This is a genomic window from Nonomuraea sp. SBT364, assembly GCF_001083785.1.
GTDB lineage: Bacteria > Actinomycetota > Actinomycetes > Streptosporangiales > Streptosporangiaceae > Nonomuraea.
On the sequence record NZ_LAVL01000045.1, the window covers coordinates 1 to 15,780 of the forward strand.

The window sequence follows — 15,780 nt, forward strand, 5'->3', positions numbered from 1 at the left end:
CCCCCAGCCCCCCCCCCCCCCCCCCGCGGCCCCGTCGGACCAGCAGCAGCAGGACAGCGGCTACGGCCAGCCCGCCCAGGACCCGTACAGCCCCCAGTACGCCCAGGACGCCCCCCAGTACAACCAGGACCCGTACGCCCCTCCGGCGGCTGACCCCTACAGCCCGCCGGCCCACGACCAGTACGCCACTCCCGCCGCGGACCCGTACGCCCCTCCGGCCCAGGACCAGTACGCCCAGCCCCCCACCGAGGCGTTCCAGGCCCAGAACCCGTATCCGCAGCAGCCCTCGCACGCCTACACGCCGTCCGAGACGATGCCGGACTCGGGCTACCAGCCGCCGTCGGAGTATCAGCCGGCCCCGTACGTCCCGGCCGACAGCCAGCCGAACGTGCACAACCAGCAGAACCCGTACGCCCCGTCGTACCCGTCGGGCGAGACCTCGCCCAGCGTGCCGTACCCGGACCAGCAGCAGCCCTACTACGACCGCCCGTCGGCCTTCGACGGCCAGCAGCAGCAGAGCCAGGGCGGCCAGCCGTTCACCGGTTACTCCGGTCACGAGTTCGCGACGCCGGCGCACGAGCCCGAGCCGCCGGTGGACCCGCGCTCGCAGCAACTGCTGGACGCCTACCAGCAGGCGGACACGTACCAGTCGGGCGTGGGCACCCAGCCCGAGCTGCGCGTCCCCGAGTACGGCCAGCCCGACGTGTTCGGTCACCCGCAGCAGCAGCAGGCCCCGTACGAGCCCCAGCAGGGCCAGTACCAGCAGCCCGGCTGGGGGCAGCAGCCGGCGGAGTCGACCATCCGCCTGGACCAGCAGGCGATCCGCGGCGACGCGCTGGGCGATCCGCCCCGTCAGGGCGACGACCCGATCGACCCGACGGCCATATACACCCCTAACGAGCCACGCAGGTAAGGAACCGGCAAACGACTGCTAGAGAAGAGGTGGCCCGGAGGGCGGGGCTCATCCCGCCCTGATACGGTTCCGACCGCTGACAGCGTTGAACACGCCCGGCGCAAACCGGGCGCGAACATCTGATGCCAGGCACGACCGGGGCGAGAGCTGGTCTTCCCCCGGATACCGGCATGCCGCTTGACGCCACGTACGGCACACGCGTGTAATTACAACCATGTTGTTACGCCTTCCCGTGGGTGGGTACAAGGAAGGCGTTCCATGGGGGGCTCCATTGCGGGCGGGCGGCAGGGAGGTGTGCAGTGACCGATCTGGTCATCGCACAGGATCAGCTTGACGCTGAAGAACTCGGCTGGCAGGAGCGCGCTCTCTGCGCGCAGACGGATCCAGAGGCGTTCTTCCCGGAAAAGGGCGGCTCCACCAGAGAGGCCAAGAAGGTGTGCCGATCGTGCGAAGTGCGTGCCGAGTGCCTGGAATACGCACTCGAGCACGACGAGCGCTTCGGCATCTGGGGTGGGCTGTCCGAGCGGGAGCGCAGACGGATCAAGCGCCAGGCCGTTTAGGGATAGATGTGGAAAGGGTCACGCGGGCTCCCGTGTGACCCTTTTCCGTATCCATGGGCGGTGCTGCCTGTAGGGTGGCGGCGTTTGATCACCGCCCAATGGAGTCGTATGTCCCGCCCCTTCGTCACCGTGATCGTCGTCGCCCATGACGGCGGGCGCTGGCTCGGGGAGACCCTGAAGGCCCTGGCGAGCCAGAGTCACCGCCCGGACCGGGTGGTGGGCGCCGACAACGGCAGCCGCGACGGCTCGGCCGACCTGCTGACCGGCGCGCTCGGCAACGCCAACGTGCTCAAGCTGCCCCGCTCGGCGAGTTTCGGCGAGGCCGTCTCCGAGGTGCTCGGCAAGCTGCCCCCGGGCGGCGAAGGCGAGTGGCTGTGGCTGCTGCACGACGACTGCGCCCCTGACCGCCGCGCCCTGGAGGCGCTGCTGCGCGCGGCCGAGCAGGACCGCAAGGCGGCGGTGCTCGGCCCGAAGCTGCGCGACTGGCTCGACCGGCGGCTGCTGCTGGAGATCGGCGTGACCGTCGGCCGCACCGGCCGCCGCGACACCGGGCTGGAGCCCCGCGAGTTCGACCAGGGCCAGCACGACGGCACCCGCGAGGTCATGTCGGTGTCCACCGCCGGGATGCTGATCAGGCGCGACGTGTGGGAGGCGGCGGGCGGGCTGGACCCGTTCCTGCCGATCTTCCGCGACGACCTCGACCTGTGCTGGCGGGTGCGCAACGCCGGTCACCGGGTGCTGGTCGTCACCGAGGCCGTGGCCTGGCACGCCGAGGCGTCGGCCCGCCGCCGGCGGCGCATGACGGTCAGCGGCGACCATCCGCGCCGGCTGGACCGGCGCAACGGGATCTTCGTCGTCATGGCGAACCTGCCGTTCGCGGCGATGCTGTGGGTGCTGCTGCGCAACGTGGCGGGCTCGCTGACGCGCACGCTGCTGTTCGTCGTGGGCAAGCAGCCCGCGAACGCGCTGGACGAGCTGGTGGCGCTCGGCTCGGTGCTGGTGCACCCGATGCGGCTGGCGAAGGCACGGCGTGCCAGGCGCGAAGGCCGCAAGAAGAGCCACAAGCGGATCAGCCGGCTGCTCACCCCGCGCGGCGCGGGCCTGCGCCGGCTCACCGACATGGTGCAGAGCTTCCTTGCGGGCGAGGGGCCGGTCGACTCGGCGGGCCGCCATCACCAGGCCGCCCCGGACGAGGAGGAGATCGGGCCGGCGCCCGTCCCCCAGGGCAACCCGGTCAAGCGGTTCCTCGGCCGTCCCGGCGTGCTGCTGGTGTTCGGGCTCACGCTGGTCGCACTGGTGGCGGAGCGGTCGCTGCTGGGCGCCGGGCGGCTCGGCGGCGGCGCGCTCGTGCCGGTGACCGGGAGCGCGGGCGACCTGTGGGCGTTCTACACCGAGGGCTACCACGACATCGGGCTCGGCTCGGCCGGCTGGGCGCCGCCGTACGTGGCGCTGGTGGCGGCGCTGTCCACGCTGGCCTTCGGGCAGACCTCGACGGCCGTGTCCGTGCTGCTGCTCGGCTCGGTGCCGCTGGCGGGCGCGTCGGCGTACCTGGCGTCGCGGCGGCTCGTGCCGGACGCCACCGAGTCGGGTGTCGGCGTCCGCGTGTGGGTGGCCGCGACGTACGCGCTGCTGCCGGTCGCGACCGGCGCGATCGCGGCGGGACGGCTGGGCACGGCGGCGGTGCTGGTGCTGCTGCCCGCCTGCGCGGTCCTCGGCGCGCACCTGCTGGGCCCCGACCCGCGCCGCTCCCGCCGGGCGGCCTGGGGGTTCGGGCTGGTGCTGGCGGCGGGCGTGGCGTTCGTGCCGCTGCTGCTGCCGATGGCCCTGGTGCTCGGCGTGCTCGCCGTCGTCCTCTTCCGCAAGCTGCGGCCCGGCGTCCTCGTGTCGGTGGGCGTCGCGCTGGGCGTGCCGGTGGCGCTGCTGCTGCCGTGGCTGGGCGGGCTCCTGCTGGACCCGGGCAGGTTCCTGCTGGAGGCCGGGCTGCACGACCCGGCCCTGGTGAACCCCGCTCCCGCCGCCCACGACCTGCTGACGCTCAGCCCCGGCGGCCCCGGCCTGCCGCCCTTCTGGGTGACCGGCGGCCTGCTGGCGGTGGCGCTGGCGGCGCTGCTCGTCCATCGCGTCCGCACGGGACGGCGCGCCCGGCCGGAGCCGCAGGCCGGGCCCGGCCTGCTCGCGGTGCTGGCCGGCTGGGGGATCGCGCTGTTCGCGCTGATGGTCGCCCTCGTGGCGGGCCGGGTCGGCGTGAACGGCGCGCCCGCCTGGCCGGGCGTGCCGCTGGCGGTCGCCGGGGCCGCGCTGATCGTGCTCGCCGCGCTCAGCGCGCACCGGCTGGACGCCGCCCGGGCCAGGGGCGGCCTGCGCAGGATCGCCGCCTGGCTCGTGGTGGCGGTGGCGTTCAGCACGCCGCTGCTGGCCGCCGGGCACTGGCTGGTCCAGGGCGTACGCGGGCCGCTGGACGGCGACGCGCGCGACCCGCTGCCCGCCCTGGCCGTGCTGAACTCCCGGCACGGCGAACGCACCCTGCTCATCCGGGGCGCCGAATTCACCGTGCTGCGCGGCCGTACCCCGCTGATCGGCGAGGCGGAGCTGGCCGGCACGTCCGACGAGCGCGCCAAGGTGGCCGCGGCGGCGCAGGGGCTCGCGGGCGGGCGCGGCGGCGACGACGCCGCGGTCCTCGCCCAGCACGGCGTCGCGATGGTGGCGGTGGCGCCGCCGGTCGAGCCGGAGGTCGCCAGGACCCTCGACTCACAACCCTCGCTGCAGCGCATGAGCCTGTCGGACGGCGGCGGCCTGTGGCGGATCGCCGAGCCCGTCACCCCCGTCCCCGCCCAGCCCGCGCACTTCATGCACACGCCGTGGCTGTGGCTCCAGGGAGCGCTGGTGCTGCTCGCGGCCCTGATGGCCGCGCCCGGCCGGCGCGAGCCCGCCGAGGAAGCCGCCCGCACCCCAGACCCGGCCCTGGCGGGTGCCTGATGCCGATCCCGCGCAACCGCTTCGCGTCGCTCGCCGCCGTCCTCGCCGCCCTCCTGCTTCTGTACGGGATCGCGTACGTGACCGAGCCCGCGCCGGCCGGTACCCAGGCGGCGAAGCCCGAACGGGTGGGCGTGGAGTCGGCGACCGCGGTCTGCCCCGGCGTCAAGGGCGCGGACGTGGCCGTCTACCTGCCCGGCACGATGTCGCGCGAGACCATGAAGAACGCCGAGCCGTACACGGTGACCGGGCCCGGCGGCCTGGAGGCCGGCTTCGTCACGCGCGCCACCTCCGGCGCCCGCCGAGGGCTGGCCGGGGTGCGGTGCGCCGAGCCGGCCGCCGAGACGTGGCTGGTCGGGCCGGGGCCGGCGAACGCCGACGTGACGCTGCACCTGGTGAACGCCGCCAAGACGCCCGCCATGGCCGACGTCCAGGTGTGGGCGGCCGAAGGACTGGTGTCCGGCGAGGAGGGGCTCGGCCTGGAGGTCGGGCCCGGCGAGCACCGGAAGGTCGATCTGCGCGGGCTCGCCCCGTCGGCCGACGTGATGGCCGTCAGCGTGACCTCGCTCATCGGCCGGGTGGCCGTCGCCGCGAGCGCCGCGCCGGAGCCGGGCGGCGCCGACTGGCTGCCGGCCGCCGCCGCGCCCGCCAAGAAGGTCGTCGTGCCCGGCATCCCGGGCGGCGGCGGCAGGCGCGAGCTGCTGATCGCGGCCCCCGGCGAGACCGACGCGACCGTGCGGATCACCGCCGTGACCGAGGGCGCCCGGTACGCGATGAAGGGCCGCGAGTCCGTCGACGTGCCGGCGGGCGGCGTGCTGTCGATCGACGTGACCACGGGCATCGGCGGCGAGTCCGCCGGGCTGGTGCTCGACTCGACGGCCCCGGTCGTCGCCGGTGTGGTGATCACCGGGACCGGGGCGCGGCAGGACGTGGCGTACACCGCCGGGACGCCGCCGCTCGACCTGGGCAGCGCCGTCGCGGCGAACGGGGCCGGCTCCAGGCTGCTGCTGACCGCCCCCGGCTACGCGGGCCGGGTGCGCGTGCAGATCGTGCCGCCGGACGGCGAGCCGGGGCCACCCGCCGAGGTCGAGGTGCCCGCCGGGCGCACCAAGAGCGTGCCGCTGAAGGCGAAGGGGTCGTTCGGCGTCGTGGTGACGCCGGTGTCCGGGCAGGTGTACGGCGGCCGGGTGATGGAGGAACGGCAGCGTGGCGGCCTGCTCGTCACCGCGCAGCCGCTGGCCCAGGCCAGGGTGTGGACGATGCTGCCGCACCTGGCGGACACCGCGCTGGCGGTGCTGCCGTGACCGCGCGGGCGGGTCAGCGCTCGTCGTAGCCCGGGTCGACGGCCTCCGGCGACAGGCCGAGGAGCGTCGCCACCTGCTCGACCACCGTGTCGTGCACCAGCGCGCCGAGCGTGTCGCGGTCGCGGGCGCGCGCCTCCAGAGGGCGCCGGTAGACGACCACCGAGGCCGGGTCCTGGCCCTTGGCGGTGTCGGCGCGGCCGAACGGGATCGGGCCGGCGCGGAAGCCGGGCCCGTCGCTCAGCTCGCTCAGCGGCGGCACGTCCTCCACCGCGAACTCCACCGCGGCCAGCTGTCTGCCCCACTTGGGCCGCAGCCGGTCGACGGCGTCGAGCACCAGGTCGTCGAAACGCTCGGAGCGAGCCCTGGACATGGGCACGTACGAAGGCGCGAGCGGCCCGCGCAGGCCACGACCGTGCCGGTCACGACGCCTGGGACCGCGCTTGAGAGTCACACGGCAAGTCTAAAGGCAGGCACCATCGGGGCATGTGGGTGGAAAGGCTGCGACAGGTGTCCGAATTGTGGCGACACGCTCGTTAAGAGCGCTCAGATAGTGGCGCCTCGCACTCTTACCAGATACGGTCCCTCCGTGAGCCCCGTCCGCCGCTGTTCCCGCACTGCTTGCAGTCAGCCTGCCGTCTTCACGCTCACGTACGTATACGCCGACTCGACCGCGGTTCTCGGCCCTCTGGCGACGTACGCCGAGCCACACTGTTATGACCTGTGCGCCGAACACGCCGAGCGGCTGACCGCCCCCCGAGGCTGGGAGGTCGTCCGGCTGCCCACCGACGGCGGCTCACCGAGCTCCGACGACCTCGAAGCGCTGGCCAACGCGGTGCGTGAGGCCGCCAGGCCGAGCCCCGCGCGCGGCGTCGAGCCGGTGGGCGACGCCGTCGAGGTCGGCAGGCGGGGGCATCTCCGCATCCTGCGCTCCACCCAGCCCAACCGGGATCGGTGACGCGCCGCCTGCCATCCGGCCGGGTACAGTCGAGGCACCTGTCCGCGGTCGAATCGTAGGAGCTCCGATTAATCGCAAGTTCTCTCTGGTCGCCTTCGACCTGGACGACACGCTGGCGGTCTCCAAGTCCCGGATCGACGACCGCATGGCCGGGCTCCTGTCCCGGCTGCTCGATCTGGTGGACGTCTGCGTGATCTCGGGCGGGCAGTATGCCCAGTTCCAGGCCCAGGTGCTGCGCCACCTGCCGATCGACGACGGGCAGCGCGCCCGGCTGCACCTCATGCCGACCTGCGGCACCCGCTACTACCGCTGGCAGGACGCGGACTGGCGGCTGGTCTACGCCGAGGACTTCACCGGCCCGCAGAAGGCCGAGATCATCGACGTCCTCACCCGCAGCGCCAAGGAGCTGGGCCTGTGGGCCGACGCCCCCTGGGGGGAGATCATCGAGGACCGGGGCAGCCAGATCACCTTCTCCGCGCTCGGCCAGCAGGCCCCGCCCGGCGCCAAGTACGCCTGGGACCCCGACGGCGCCAAGCGCCGCCTGCTGTGCGCGCACGTGTCGGAGCGGCTGCCCGGCCTGGAGGTGCGCAGCGGCGGCTCGACGTCCGTCGACATCACCCACAAGGGCGTGGACAAGGCCTACGGCATCGGCCGGCTGCTCGACACCCTCGGGCTGACCATCGACGACGTGCTGTTCGTCGGTGACCGGCTCGACGAGGGCGGCAACGACTACCCGGTCAAGGCGATGGGCGTGGAGTGCGTCGCGGTCGAGGGCTGGGAGGAGACCGCGAAGTTCGTCGAGGACTACCTCGGAATCGAGGCTCGATGAACCGGCGGCCGAGGCGGGCGGCGTCCGGGCACATCCGAGCCGTCATTCGGGGCGCGCAATCCACCTGAGTAGTGGCACCGTGATGTTACGGTCGGTTTTGGCGTTGGCGAGCGAGATAGGTGGACGAGTGAAGATCGACGACTGGCTGCTGGAGATCCTGGCCTGCCCGGCGTGCAAGTCACCGTTGCGTGTCGAGGGCGAGTCCGAAGAGCTCGACTGCACCGGCTGCGGCCTGATCTATCCGGTCCGGGATGACATCCCCGTGCTGCTCGTCGACGAGGCCAGGAAGCCGTGACCTGGGAGCCGGAGCGGCTCGACGACCAGAGGCACCTGAGCGAGGGCGACCCGGGCGGCATGCTGCCCGCGGTCGCCGCCTCGGCGGCCCAGGTGCGCACCGGGCTCCGGTGCGCCGTCGAGTCCGGTGTCGACCGGCTGGCCGGCGACCTCAGGCCACGCGCGGTGGTGGTGACGGGCATGGGCGGCTCCGCGCTCGCGGGCGACATGCTGGCCGCGGTCTGCGGCAACAGCGCCCCGCTGCCCGTCGTCACGCTGCGCTCCTACCAGCTGCCCGGCTGGGTGGGCGCCGCCGACCTGGTGGTGGCGATCTCCTGGTCCGGCGAGACCCAGGAGACGCTCTCGGTGGCCGCCGAGGCGGTGCGCCGGGGGTGCAGGCTGCTGGCTCTGGGCGCGCCCGGGTCGGCGCTGGAGGCCGTGGCGACCCAGGCGGGCGCCGTCTACGTGCCGCTCCCGGTGGCCGGGCGGGCCAGGGCCGATCTGTGGCTGGTGACGATCCCGCTGGTCGTGGCCGCCTCCTCGCTGGGGCTGGCGCGGGCCGACGAGGCTCTCTACGAGCGGGTGGCCGGCGTGCTGGAGGGCATCGCGCACCGGTGCCGGCCGTCCAGCGAGTCGTTCATCAACCCGGGCAAGTCGCTGGCCCTCGACCTGGCCGAGAGCGTGCCGATGATCTGGGGCTCGTCGCGGCCGGCCGCCGTGGCCGCCTACCGGCTGGCCTGCCGGCTCAACACCGACGCCGGCTACCCGGCTGTCTCCGGCGAGCTGCCGGAGGTCGCGCACAACCAGGTGGCCGTCTTCGACGGGCCGCTGGCCGGGCGCGACATCTTCGCCGAGGAGCACGGCCGTACGGTCAGGCTCGTCCTGATGCGTGACACCGAGGAGCACCCGCGGGTCGCCGAGACCCGGGAGGCGGTGCTGCGGCTCGCGCAGGACCGCGGCGTGCCGGTGAGCGAGCTGTCCGCCGAAGGCGAGCACCCGCTGGAGCGGCTGGCCTCGCTGGTCGGGCTGGCCGACTACGCGGCCACCTACCTCGCGCTCGGGTACGGGATCGATCCGACTACTGTTGCACCCATTGCCGAGCTGAAGTCCAGGATCACCCAATAAGATCCCGGTTCGGGCAATGAGTAGTGATCGCATGACTGGAGACGACCGGTGAGTGCTAGCGGCGGTACGAAAGCGATTGTTGCGGCTTTGGCCGCGAACCTCTCCATCGCGGTGGCGAAGTTCGTGGCGGCCGCGTTCACCGGTTCGTCCTCGATGCTGGCCGAGGGCATCCACTCGGTGGCCGACTCGGGCAACCAGGCGCTGCTGCTGCTCGGCGGCAAGCGCGCCAAGCGGGAGAAGGACCAGAAGCACCCGTTCGGCTACGGCCGTGAGCGCTACTTCTACGCCTTCGTGGTGGCCGTGGTGCTGTTCGCGATCGGCGCGCTGTTCTCGCTGTACGAGGGCGTCCACAAGCTGTCGGACCCGCATCCGGTCGACGCGCCGCAGTGGGCGTTCGGGGTGCTGATCTTCGCGATCGTCGCCGAGGCGTTCTCGTTCCGCACCGCGATCAAGGAGTCCAACGCGGTGCGCGGCAAGCAGTCGTGGATGGCCTTCATCCGCAGGTCCAAGTCGCCCGAGCTGCCGGTCATCGTGCTGGAGGACCTCGGCGCGCTGCTCGGCCTGATCTTCGCGCTGTTCGGCGTCACCATGGCGGTCATCACCGGCGACGGCCGGTGGGACGCCGTCGGCACCCTGATGATCGGTGTGCTGCTGGCCGTCATCTCGATCGTGCTGGCCATCGAGACCAAGTCGCTGCTGGTCGGCGAGGGCGCGGCGCCGGAGATGGAGACCCAGATCCGGGCCGCCCTGGACGCCACGCCCCAGGTCGACCGCGTGATCCACATGCGGACGCTGCACATCGGCCCGGAGGAGCTGCTGGTGGCCGCGAAGATCGCGGTGACGCACCACGACACGGCGGCAGAGGTGGCGGCCGGCATCGACGAGGCCGAGCGGCGCATCCGGGAGGCCGTGCCGATCGCCCGCGTCATCTACCTGGAGCCCGACCTGGACCGGACGCCCAGCAACGCCTGACCGGCCTCACTCGTGGCCGGTGCGGCAGGACGTGCCGGCCTCGGTCTGGTCGAACAGGCAGCGGCCCTTCCGGTCCAGCGTGACGACCTTCTTGACGCTGCCGAACTGCTTGAGCGTCGCTTCGATCGTGCGCAGGACGCGGGCGTCGCCGCCCACGCCGGTGCCCAGGACGGTCCGGCAGAAGCGGAGCGTGGCCGTACCCTTCTTGATCTTCAGGGTGAAGTCGGCGCCGCAGTCGGAGCGGCCGCGGATCTGACCGCCCAGCTCGGCGTGCAGGCCGCGGCGGCGCTCGGCGGCCGTGGGGCCCTTGATGAGCTGTTCGACGGCGAACCTGGCGAGGCCCGCGTGCGGGGAGGTCCGGTGCACCGCGACGACCTTGCCGGGGATGCCGAACCCGTGGGAGAAGTACACCTTGACGTCGGTGCCCGCCTGGACGGGTGCCAGGGCGAGCACTGTGGCCATCAGGAGCTCTTTCATGCCCTGTTTGACGTCGGCCCGGGGCCCGCGGTTCGCAGCAGGCGCAGGGCCTTCTCCTTCTCGAAGTCCAGCGCCCGGCGCGGCACCTGGATGCGGCCGATCCGTACGCCGAGGTCGCGCACGGCGGCCGCGACGGCGGGGTCGCTGAGCGCGCGCAGGGCGAACGCCAGCTCGGCGGGGGAGACGTCGAACCGCTTCTCCAGCTCCACCCCCTGGGCGACGGCGGACAGCTCCTCGGGGCCGAAGCGGCGGTGCGCCCCCTGCTCGCGCACGGGCGGCAGCAGCCCGAGCGCCTCCCGGTAGCGGAGCATCCTGGGAGACATGCCGAGCCGTTTCGCGGCTTCCGTGATGCGCATCCTTACATTCTTACGTCAGGTTAGCTCTCTGCGAGATGCGATCGGGGCGGGGAGGCGCCTAAACTCGTCGCGACAACAATGTGATGCGAGGGGAACCCCGATGGACTTCAAGGTCGCCGACCTTTCACTTGCCGACTTCGGCCGCAAGGAGATCCGGCTCGCCGAGCACGAGATGCCCGGCCTCATGTCGATCCGCAAGGAATACTCGGCCTCCCAGCCCCTCCGCGGCGCGAAGATCATGGGCTCGCTGCACATGACGATCCAGACCGCCGTCCTCATCGAGACCCTCGTCGCGCTCGGCGCCGAGGTCCGCTGGGTGAGCTGCAACATCTTCTCCACCCAGGACCACGCCGCGGCCGCCGTGGTCGTCGGCCCCGACGGCACCGTCGACGACCCCAAGGGCGTCCCGGTCTTCGCCTGGAAGGGCGAGACGCTGGAGGAATACTGGTGGTGCACCGAGCAGGCCCTCACCTGGCCCGGCGGTGACGCCCCCAACATGATCCTCGACGACGGCGGCGACGCCACGCTGCTCGTCCACAAGGGCGCCGAGTACGAGAAGGCCGGCGCCGTCCCCGCCGCGACCGCCGACGACCCGGAGGAGTGGCACGTCATCATCGACCTGCTCACCCGCACGGTCGGCGACGACAAGCGGTGGACGAAGATCGCCGAGAGCATCAAGGGCGTCACCGAGGAGACCACCACCGGCGTGCACCGTCTCTACGAGATGCACAAGAACGGCCAGCTGCTGTTCCCGGCGATCAACGTCAACGACTCGGTCACCAAGTCGAAGTTCGACAACAAGTACGGCTGCCGCCACTCGGTCATCGACGGCCTCAACCGCGCCACCGACGTGCTCATCGGCGGCAAGGTCGCGGTGGTCTGCGGCTACGGCGACGTCGGCAAGGGCTGCGCCGACGCGCTGCGCGGCCAGGGCGCCCGGGTCATCGTCACCGAGATCGACCCGATCTGCGCGCTCCAGGCGGCCATGGACGGCTTCCAGGTCACCACGCTGGAGGAGGTCGTCGGCATCGCCGACATCTTCGTCACCACCACCGGCAACTTCAACATCATCCGGGCCGACCACATGGCCCGGATGAAGCACCAGGCGATCGTCTCCAACATCGGCCACTTCGACAACGAGATCGACATGGCCGGTCTGGCCAAGACGCCCGGCATCGAGCGGCGCAACATCAAGCCGCAGGTCGACGAGTGGGTGTTCGCCGACGGCCACTCGATCCTGGTGCTCGCCGAGGGCCGCCTGATGAACCTGGGCTGCGCCACCGGCCACCCGTCGTTCGTCATGTCCAACTCCTTCACCAACCAGGTGATCGCGCAGATCGAGCTGTTCACCAAGACGGCCGAATACCCGATCGGCGTCTACACGCTGCCCAAGCACCTCGACGAGAAGGTCGCCCGGCTGCACCTCGACGCGCTGGGCGTCAAGCTCACCGAGCTGACCAAGGAGCAGGCCGCCTACATCGGCGTCCACGTGGAGGGCCCGTACAAGAGCGACCACTACCGCTACTGACAGCAAGCCCCGGAGGAGCCGGTGCGCGGTGCGCGCCGGCTCCTCCGTCGTAAGGAGAGTCGATGGACCTGGGGGAGAGCGGGGAGCGGCAGATCAGCTGGGCCGCCCGCGCGATGCCGGTGCTGACCGCCATAGGGGAGCGGTTCGCGGCCGAGCGACCGCTCGACGGGCTGCGGATCGCCGCCTGCCTGCACGTCACCGCCGAGACGGCGGTGCTGATGGGGGCGCTGAAGGCGGGCGGGGCCGAGATCGCGCTGGCCGCCTCCAACCCGCTGTCGACGCAGGACGACGTGGCCGAGGCGCTGCGCTCCTACGGGATGGCCGTGCACGCGCGCGCGGGCGTCGACAGGGCCGCCTACTACCGGCACATCCACCAGGCCCTCGACCTCGCGCCCGACCTGGTGCTCGACGACGGGTGCGACCTGGTCAACATCCTGCACACCGAGCGGACCGACCTGCTCGGCGGCGTGAGCGGCGGCTGCGAGGAGACCACGACGGGCATCATCCGGCTCCGGCAGATGGCCGCCGAGCAGGCGTTGCGCTTCCCCGTCGTGGCGGTGAACGACACCCGCACCAAGCGCATGTTCGACAACCGCTACGGCACCGGGCAGTCGACGCTCGACGGGATCATGCGGGCCACCAACACCATGCTGGCCGGGCGCACCGTGGTGGTGGCCGGGTTCGGCTACTGCGGGCGCGGCGTGGCCGAGCGGGCCAAGGGGCTGGGCGCGCGGGTGATCGTGACGGAGATCGACGCGGTCAAGGCGCTCGACGCGACCCTCCAGGGGTACGAGGTCCGTCCGATGGAGCAGGCGGCCGTGGTGGGCGACCTGTTCATCACCGTGACGGGCAACCGTGACGTGGTCAGGGCCGAGCACCTGGCCGTGATGAAGGACGGCGCGATCCTGGCCAACGCCGGGCACTTCGACGTCGAGATCGACGTGCGGGCGCTGGACGAGCTGGCCGTGGAGGTGCACCGGGGCGTGCGCCCCAACACCGACGAGTACGTGCTGCCCGGCGGGCACAGGCTGCTGCTGCTGGCCGAGGGGCGGCTGGTCAACCTGACCGCCGCCGAGGGGCATCCGGCTGCCGTGATGGACATGTCGTTCTCCGCGCAGGCCCTCGCCGTCGCCTGGCTCGCCCGCGAGCGGGCCGGGCTCGCCCCCGGCGTGTACGACGTGCCGGCGGACATCGACCAGGAGGTGGCGCGCCTCAAGCTGGCGGCCACCGGGATCGCCATCGACGAGCTGACGGCCGAGCAGGAGACGTACCTGCACTCCTGGCGTTCGGGCTCCTAGCCGGCCTGCATCTCCCGCATCCGGCTGATCTCCGCCGTCTGGGTGACGGCGACGTCGTTGGCCAGTTCCTCGATCCTGATGTGCGAGCCGCCGGTCAGCACCCGCTCCGACATCTCGATCGCGCCCTGGTGATGGGCGATCATGAGCTGCAGGAACCGGGCGTCGAAGTCCTCGCCGGTGGCGGCCTTGAGCCCGGCGAGCTGCTCGGGCGTGGCCATGCCGGGCATGCCCTCGTGGGCCGCGTGGTGGTCGGGGACGCGCTGGCCCTGCTCCTGGAGCCAGGTGCGCATCCACTGGATCTCCGGGCCCTGGGTGTCGGCGATCCGCGAGGCCAGGCTCTTGAGCTTGGCCGATGCCGCCCGGCCGGGGGCCAGGATCGCCATGTCGAGCGCCTGCTGGTGGTGGACGATCATGTCCTGGACGTAGGTGACGTCCGCGGCGTTCGCGCTGGGGGTGGGGGCCGCGGTGGCGGCCTCGGCGGGGGAGAGGGTCCTGGCCTCCTCGCCGGGGCGGCCCGGCGCGATCACCGGTGCGGTGGAGCCGGCCCGGGGTGCCTGCGGCGCGGGGTCGGAGGTGCAGCCCGACAGGACGATCAGTGTGCCCGTGACGACGACGATGAGCGCTGCGCGCACTCAGCCTCCTGACTGATTTCGGTCGGAACTGCGGATTCTAGGCCGTAAGAATGATCGTTAGAAGAGGGCAAACAGGTATAAGTTTTGACAACTTGCGTGCTGGTCGGCGTGACCGTCAGGGGTGAAGATTTCATACATTTATGTCCCCTTTATAGGAGGATAGGTGTTGTTACCCCGACGAGCCCTCACCCTCGCGGGAGCCGCGATCGCATTGGCGATGGCCGGCATCCCCGCGCAGGCGGCGGACATCCCGGCTCCCGGCGAGATCGTCATGAGCCCCAACATCACGCACGTCACCAACGTGCCCAAGCCCGAGGCCCTCCCCGACATCCACACGGACATGGCCTTCCAGGGCAACTACGCCTATGTCGGCAACTACTCAGGGTTCTCCATCTACGACATCCGCAAGCCCAAGCGGACCTCCCTGGTCAGCTCCGTGCTGTGCCCGGGCGGCCAGATGGACGTGTCGGTCTACGGGAACCTGCTGTTCGGGTCCGTCGACTCCTCGCGCAACGACGACTCCTGCAGCAGCACGGGGCAGAGCGCGTCGGTCAAGGAATCGTGGGAGGGCGTCCGGATCTTCGACGTCAGCGACAAGACCAACCCGCGCTACGTCAAGTCGGTCGAGACCAACTGCGGCTCCCACACGCACACGCTGGTGCCCGACCGCCGGGGCCGCAACGTCTACATCTACGTCTCGTCCTACAGCCCCAACGCGGCCTTCCCCGACTGCCAGCCGCCGCACGACCTGATCTCGATCATCAAGGTGCCGCTGCGTGACCCGGCCTCCGCGTCGGTCATCTCGGCGCCCAACCTGTTCCCCGACGGCGGCTTCCCCGGCATGCCCGGGTCGTACCCGGACGGCAAGTCCGCCACCACCGGCTGCCACGACATCACCGCCTACCCGGAGAAGGGCATCGCCGCCGGCGCTTGCATGGGCGAGGGCATCCTCATGGACATCCGCAACCCGGAGCGTCCCCGGGTGACCGCGACCGTCAGGGACGAGACGAACTTCGCCTTCTGGCACTCGGCCACCTTCAACAACCGCGGCGACAAGGTGATCTTCACCGACGAGCTCGGCGGCGGCACCAGGGCCACCTGCAACCCCGAGATCGGGCCGACCCGGGGCGCCAACGCCTACTACGACATCGTCCGCGGCCAGCTGCAGTTCAAGAGCTACTTCAAGATCGCCCGTCACCAGGACGCGACCGAGAACTGTGTGGCGCACAACGGCTCGCTGATCCCGGTCAAGGGCAAGGACATCATGGTCCAGGCCTGGTACCAGGGCGGCATCTCGGTGGTCGACTTCACCGACTCGGCCAACCCGCAGGAGATCGCCTTCTTCGAGCGCGGCCCGGACAACACCGCGCCGGCGCTGTCGGGCGGCTTCTGGTCCGCGTACTACTACAACGGCTACATCTACGGCTCCGACTTCAACCAGGGTCTCGACGTGCTCAAGATCGACGACCCGCGGACCAACCGGGCGAACGGCGTGCGGTTCGACGACCTGAACGCCCAGACGCAGGAGTCGTACCGGGAGCGGGGCCACCATCACTAGCCCGATTATTTCCTGACATAGTGGGGG

The 15,780-nt window shown here is 71.8% G+C and carries 15 protein-coding genes and 1 pseudogene; 12 read left to right on the forward strand and 4 right to left on the reverse strand.

What is annotated here, in order from left to right; all coding sequences use genetic code 11:
* The 4 genes and pseudogenes from ADY59_RS51555 to ADY59_RS21015 form a co-directional block, all read left to right on the forward strand.
* Window positions 1-913: pseudogene (locus ADY59_RS51555) on the forward strand (hypothetical protein); the annotation flags it as partial.
* Between the two features lie 299 nt (window positions 914-1,212).
* Window positions 1,213-1,473 carry a WhiB family transcriptional regulator gene (locus tag ADY59_RS21005; RefSeq protein ID WP_049564653.1) on the forward strand — a complete coding sequence of 87 codons (261 nt, stop codon included), beginning with the start codon at window positions 1,213-1,215 and terminating at the stop codon, window positions 1,471-1,473.
* Between the two features lie 108 nt (window positions 1,474-1,581).
* On the forward strand, window positions 1,582-4,449 hold the full coding sequence (locus ADY59_RS21010; RefSeq protein WP_049564655.1) for a glycosyltransferase family 2 protein: 2,868 nt from the start codon (window positions 1,582-1,584) through the stop codon (window positions 4,447-4,449).
* Complete coding sequence (locus ADY59_RS21015) at window positions 4,449-5,750, forward strand: DUF5719 family protein (RefSeq protein WP_049564657.1); 1,302 nt, start codon at window positions 4,449-4,451, stop codon at window positions 5,748-5,750. The genes ADY59_RS21010 and ADY59_RS21015 overlap by 1 nt, the downstream gene beginning before the upstream one ends.
* A 13-nt stretch (window positions 5,751-5,763) precedes the next feature.
* Here ADY59_RS21015 and ADY59_RS21020 read toward each other — a convergent pair whose 3' ends face one another.
* Complete coding sequence (locus tag ADY59_RS21020) at window positions 5,764-6,201, reverse strand: metallopeptidase family protein (RefSeq protein ID WP_049564658.1); 438 nt, start codon at window positions 6,199-6,201, stop codon at window positions 5,764-5,766.
* A gap of 135 nt (window positions 6,202-6,336) precedes the next feature.
* Here ADY59_RS21020 and ADY59_RS21025 point away from each other — a divergent pair, with 135 nt between their 5' ends.
* From ADY59_RS21025 to ADY59_RS21040, 5 genes are all read left to right on the forward strand, one after another.
* Entirely contained in the window at window positions 6,337-6,705 is a 369-nt protein-coding gene (locus tag ADY59_RS21025) for a DUF3499 domain-containing protein (protein WP_049564660.1), read from the forward strand.
* Entirely contained in the window at window positions 6,587-7,534 is a 948-nt protein-coding gene (locus tag ADY59_RS21030; RefSeq protein ID WP_269433628.1) for an HAD-IIB family hydrolase, read from the forward strand. Before ADY59_RS21025 ends, ADY59_RS21030 begins: the two co-directional genes overlap by 119 nt.
* A gap of 127 nt (window positions 7,535-7,661) precedes the next feature.
* Window positions 7,662-7,829, forward strand: a complete 168-nt coding sequence (locus ADY59_RS48860; protein ID WP_082310275.1) for a Trm112 family protein — start codon at window positions 7,662-7,664, stop codon at window positions 7,827-7,829.
* A complete protein-coding gene (locus ADY59_RS21035) occupies window positions 7,826-8,932 on the forward strand; it encodes an SIS domain-containing protein (protein WP_049564662.1) in 1,107 nt (368 codons plus the stop codon). The genes ADY59_RS48860 and ADY59_RS21035 overlap by 4 nt, the downstream gene beginning before the upstream one ends.
* Before the next feature lie 48 nt (window positions 8,933-8,980).
* Window positions 8,981-9,904: a cation diffusion facilitator family transporter gene (locus ADY59_RS21040; RefSeq protein ID WP_049564664.1), complete on the forward strand. Its 924-nt coding sequence runs from the start codon at window positions 8,981-8,983 to the stop codon at window positions 9,902-9,904.
* A 6-nt stretch (window positions 9,905-9,910) separates the two neighbouring features.
* On the opposite strand, the gene ADY59_RS21045 is transcribed toward ADY59_RS21040, so the two are convergent.
* Together ADY59_RS21045 and ADY59_RS21050 are read right to left on the reverse strand one after the other, a co-directional pair.
* Complete coding sequence (locus ADY59_RS21045; RefSeq protein WP_049564665.1) at window positions 9,911-10,366, reverse strand: GerMN domain-containing protein; 456 nt, start codon at window positions 10,364-10,366, stop codon at window positions 9,911-9,913.
* Window positions 10,367-10,377: 11 nt separating this feature from the next.
* On the reverse strand, window positions 10,378-10,737 hold the full coding sequence (locus ADY59_RS21050; RefSeq protein ID WP_049564668.1) for a MerR family transcriptional regulator: 360 nt from the start codon (window positions 10,735-10,737) through the stop codon (window positions 10,378-10,380).
* Between the two features lie 100 nt (window positions 10,738-10,837).
* Between ADY59_RS21050 and ahcY the strand changes: the two genes are divergently transcribed.
* Both ahcY and ADY59_RS21060 read left to right on the forward strand, forming a co-directional pair.
* Window positions 10,838-12,265: an adenosylhomocysteinase gene (gene ahcY / locus ADY59_RS21055; RefSeq protein WP_049564670.1), complete on the forward strand. Its 1,428-nt coding sequence runs from the start codon at window positions 10,838-10,840 to the stop codon at window positions 12,263-12,265.
* A gap of 62 nt (window positions 12,266-12,327) precedes the next feature.
* Window positions 12,328-13,563, forward strand: coding sequence for an adenosylhomocysteinase (locus ADY59_RS21060; RefSeq protein ID WP_049564671.1), 1,236 nt, complete (start codon window positions 12,328-12,330; stop codon window positions 13,561-13,563).
* Here the strand turns inward: ADY59_RS21060 and ADY59_RS21065 are convergent.
* Window positions 13,560-14,195, reverse strand: a complete 636-nt coding sequence (locus ADY59_RS21065; RefSeq protein WP_053174983.1) for a DUF305 domain-containing protein — start codon at window positions 14,193-14,195, stop codon at window positions 13,560-13,562. The genes ADY59_RS21060 and ADY59_RS21065 overlap by 4 nt on opposite strands.
* Before the next feature lie 163 nt (window positions 14,196-14,358).
* On the opposite strand from ADY59_RS21065, the gene ADY59_RS21070 reads away from it, so the two are divergent.
* Window positions 14,359-15,753 (forward strand): LVIVD repeat-containing protein, encoded by a 1,395-nt coding sequence (locus ADY59_RS21070; protein WP_053174986.1) that lies wholly within the window; start codon window positions 14,359-14,361, stop codon window positions 15,751-15,753.
* Window positions 15,754-15,780: the final 27 nt, after the last annotated feature.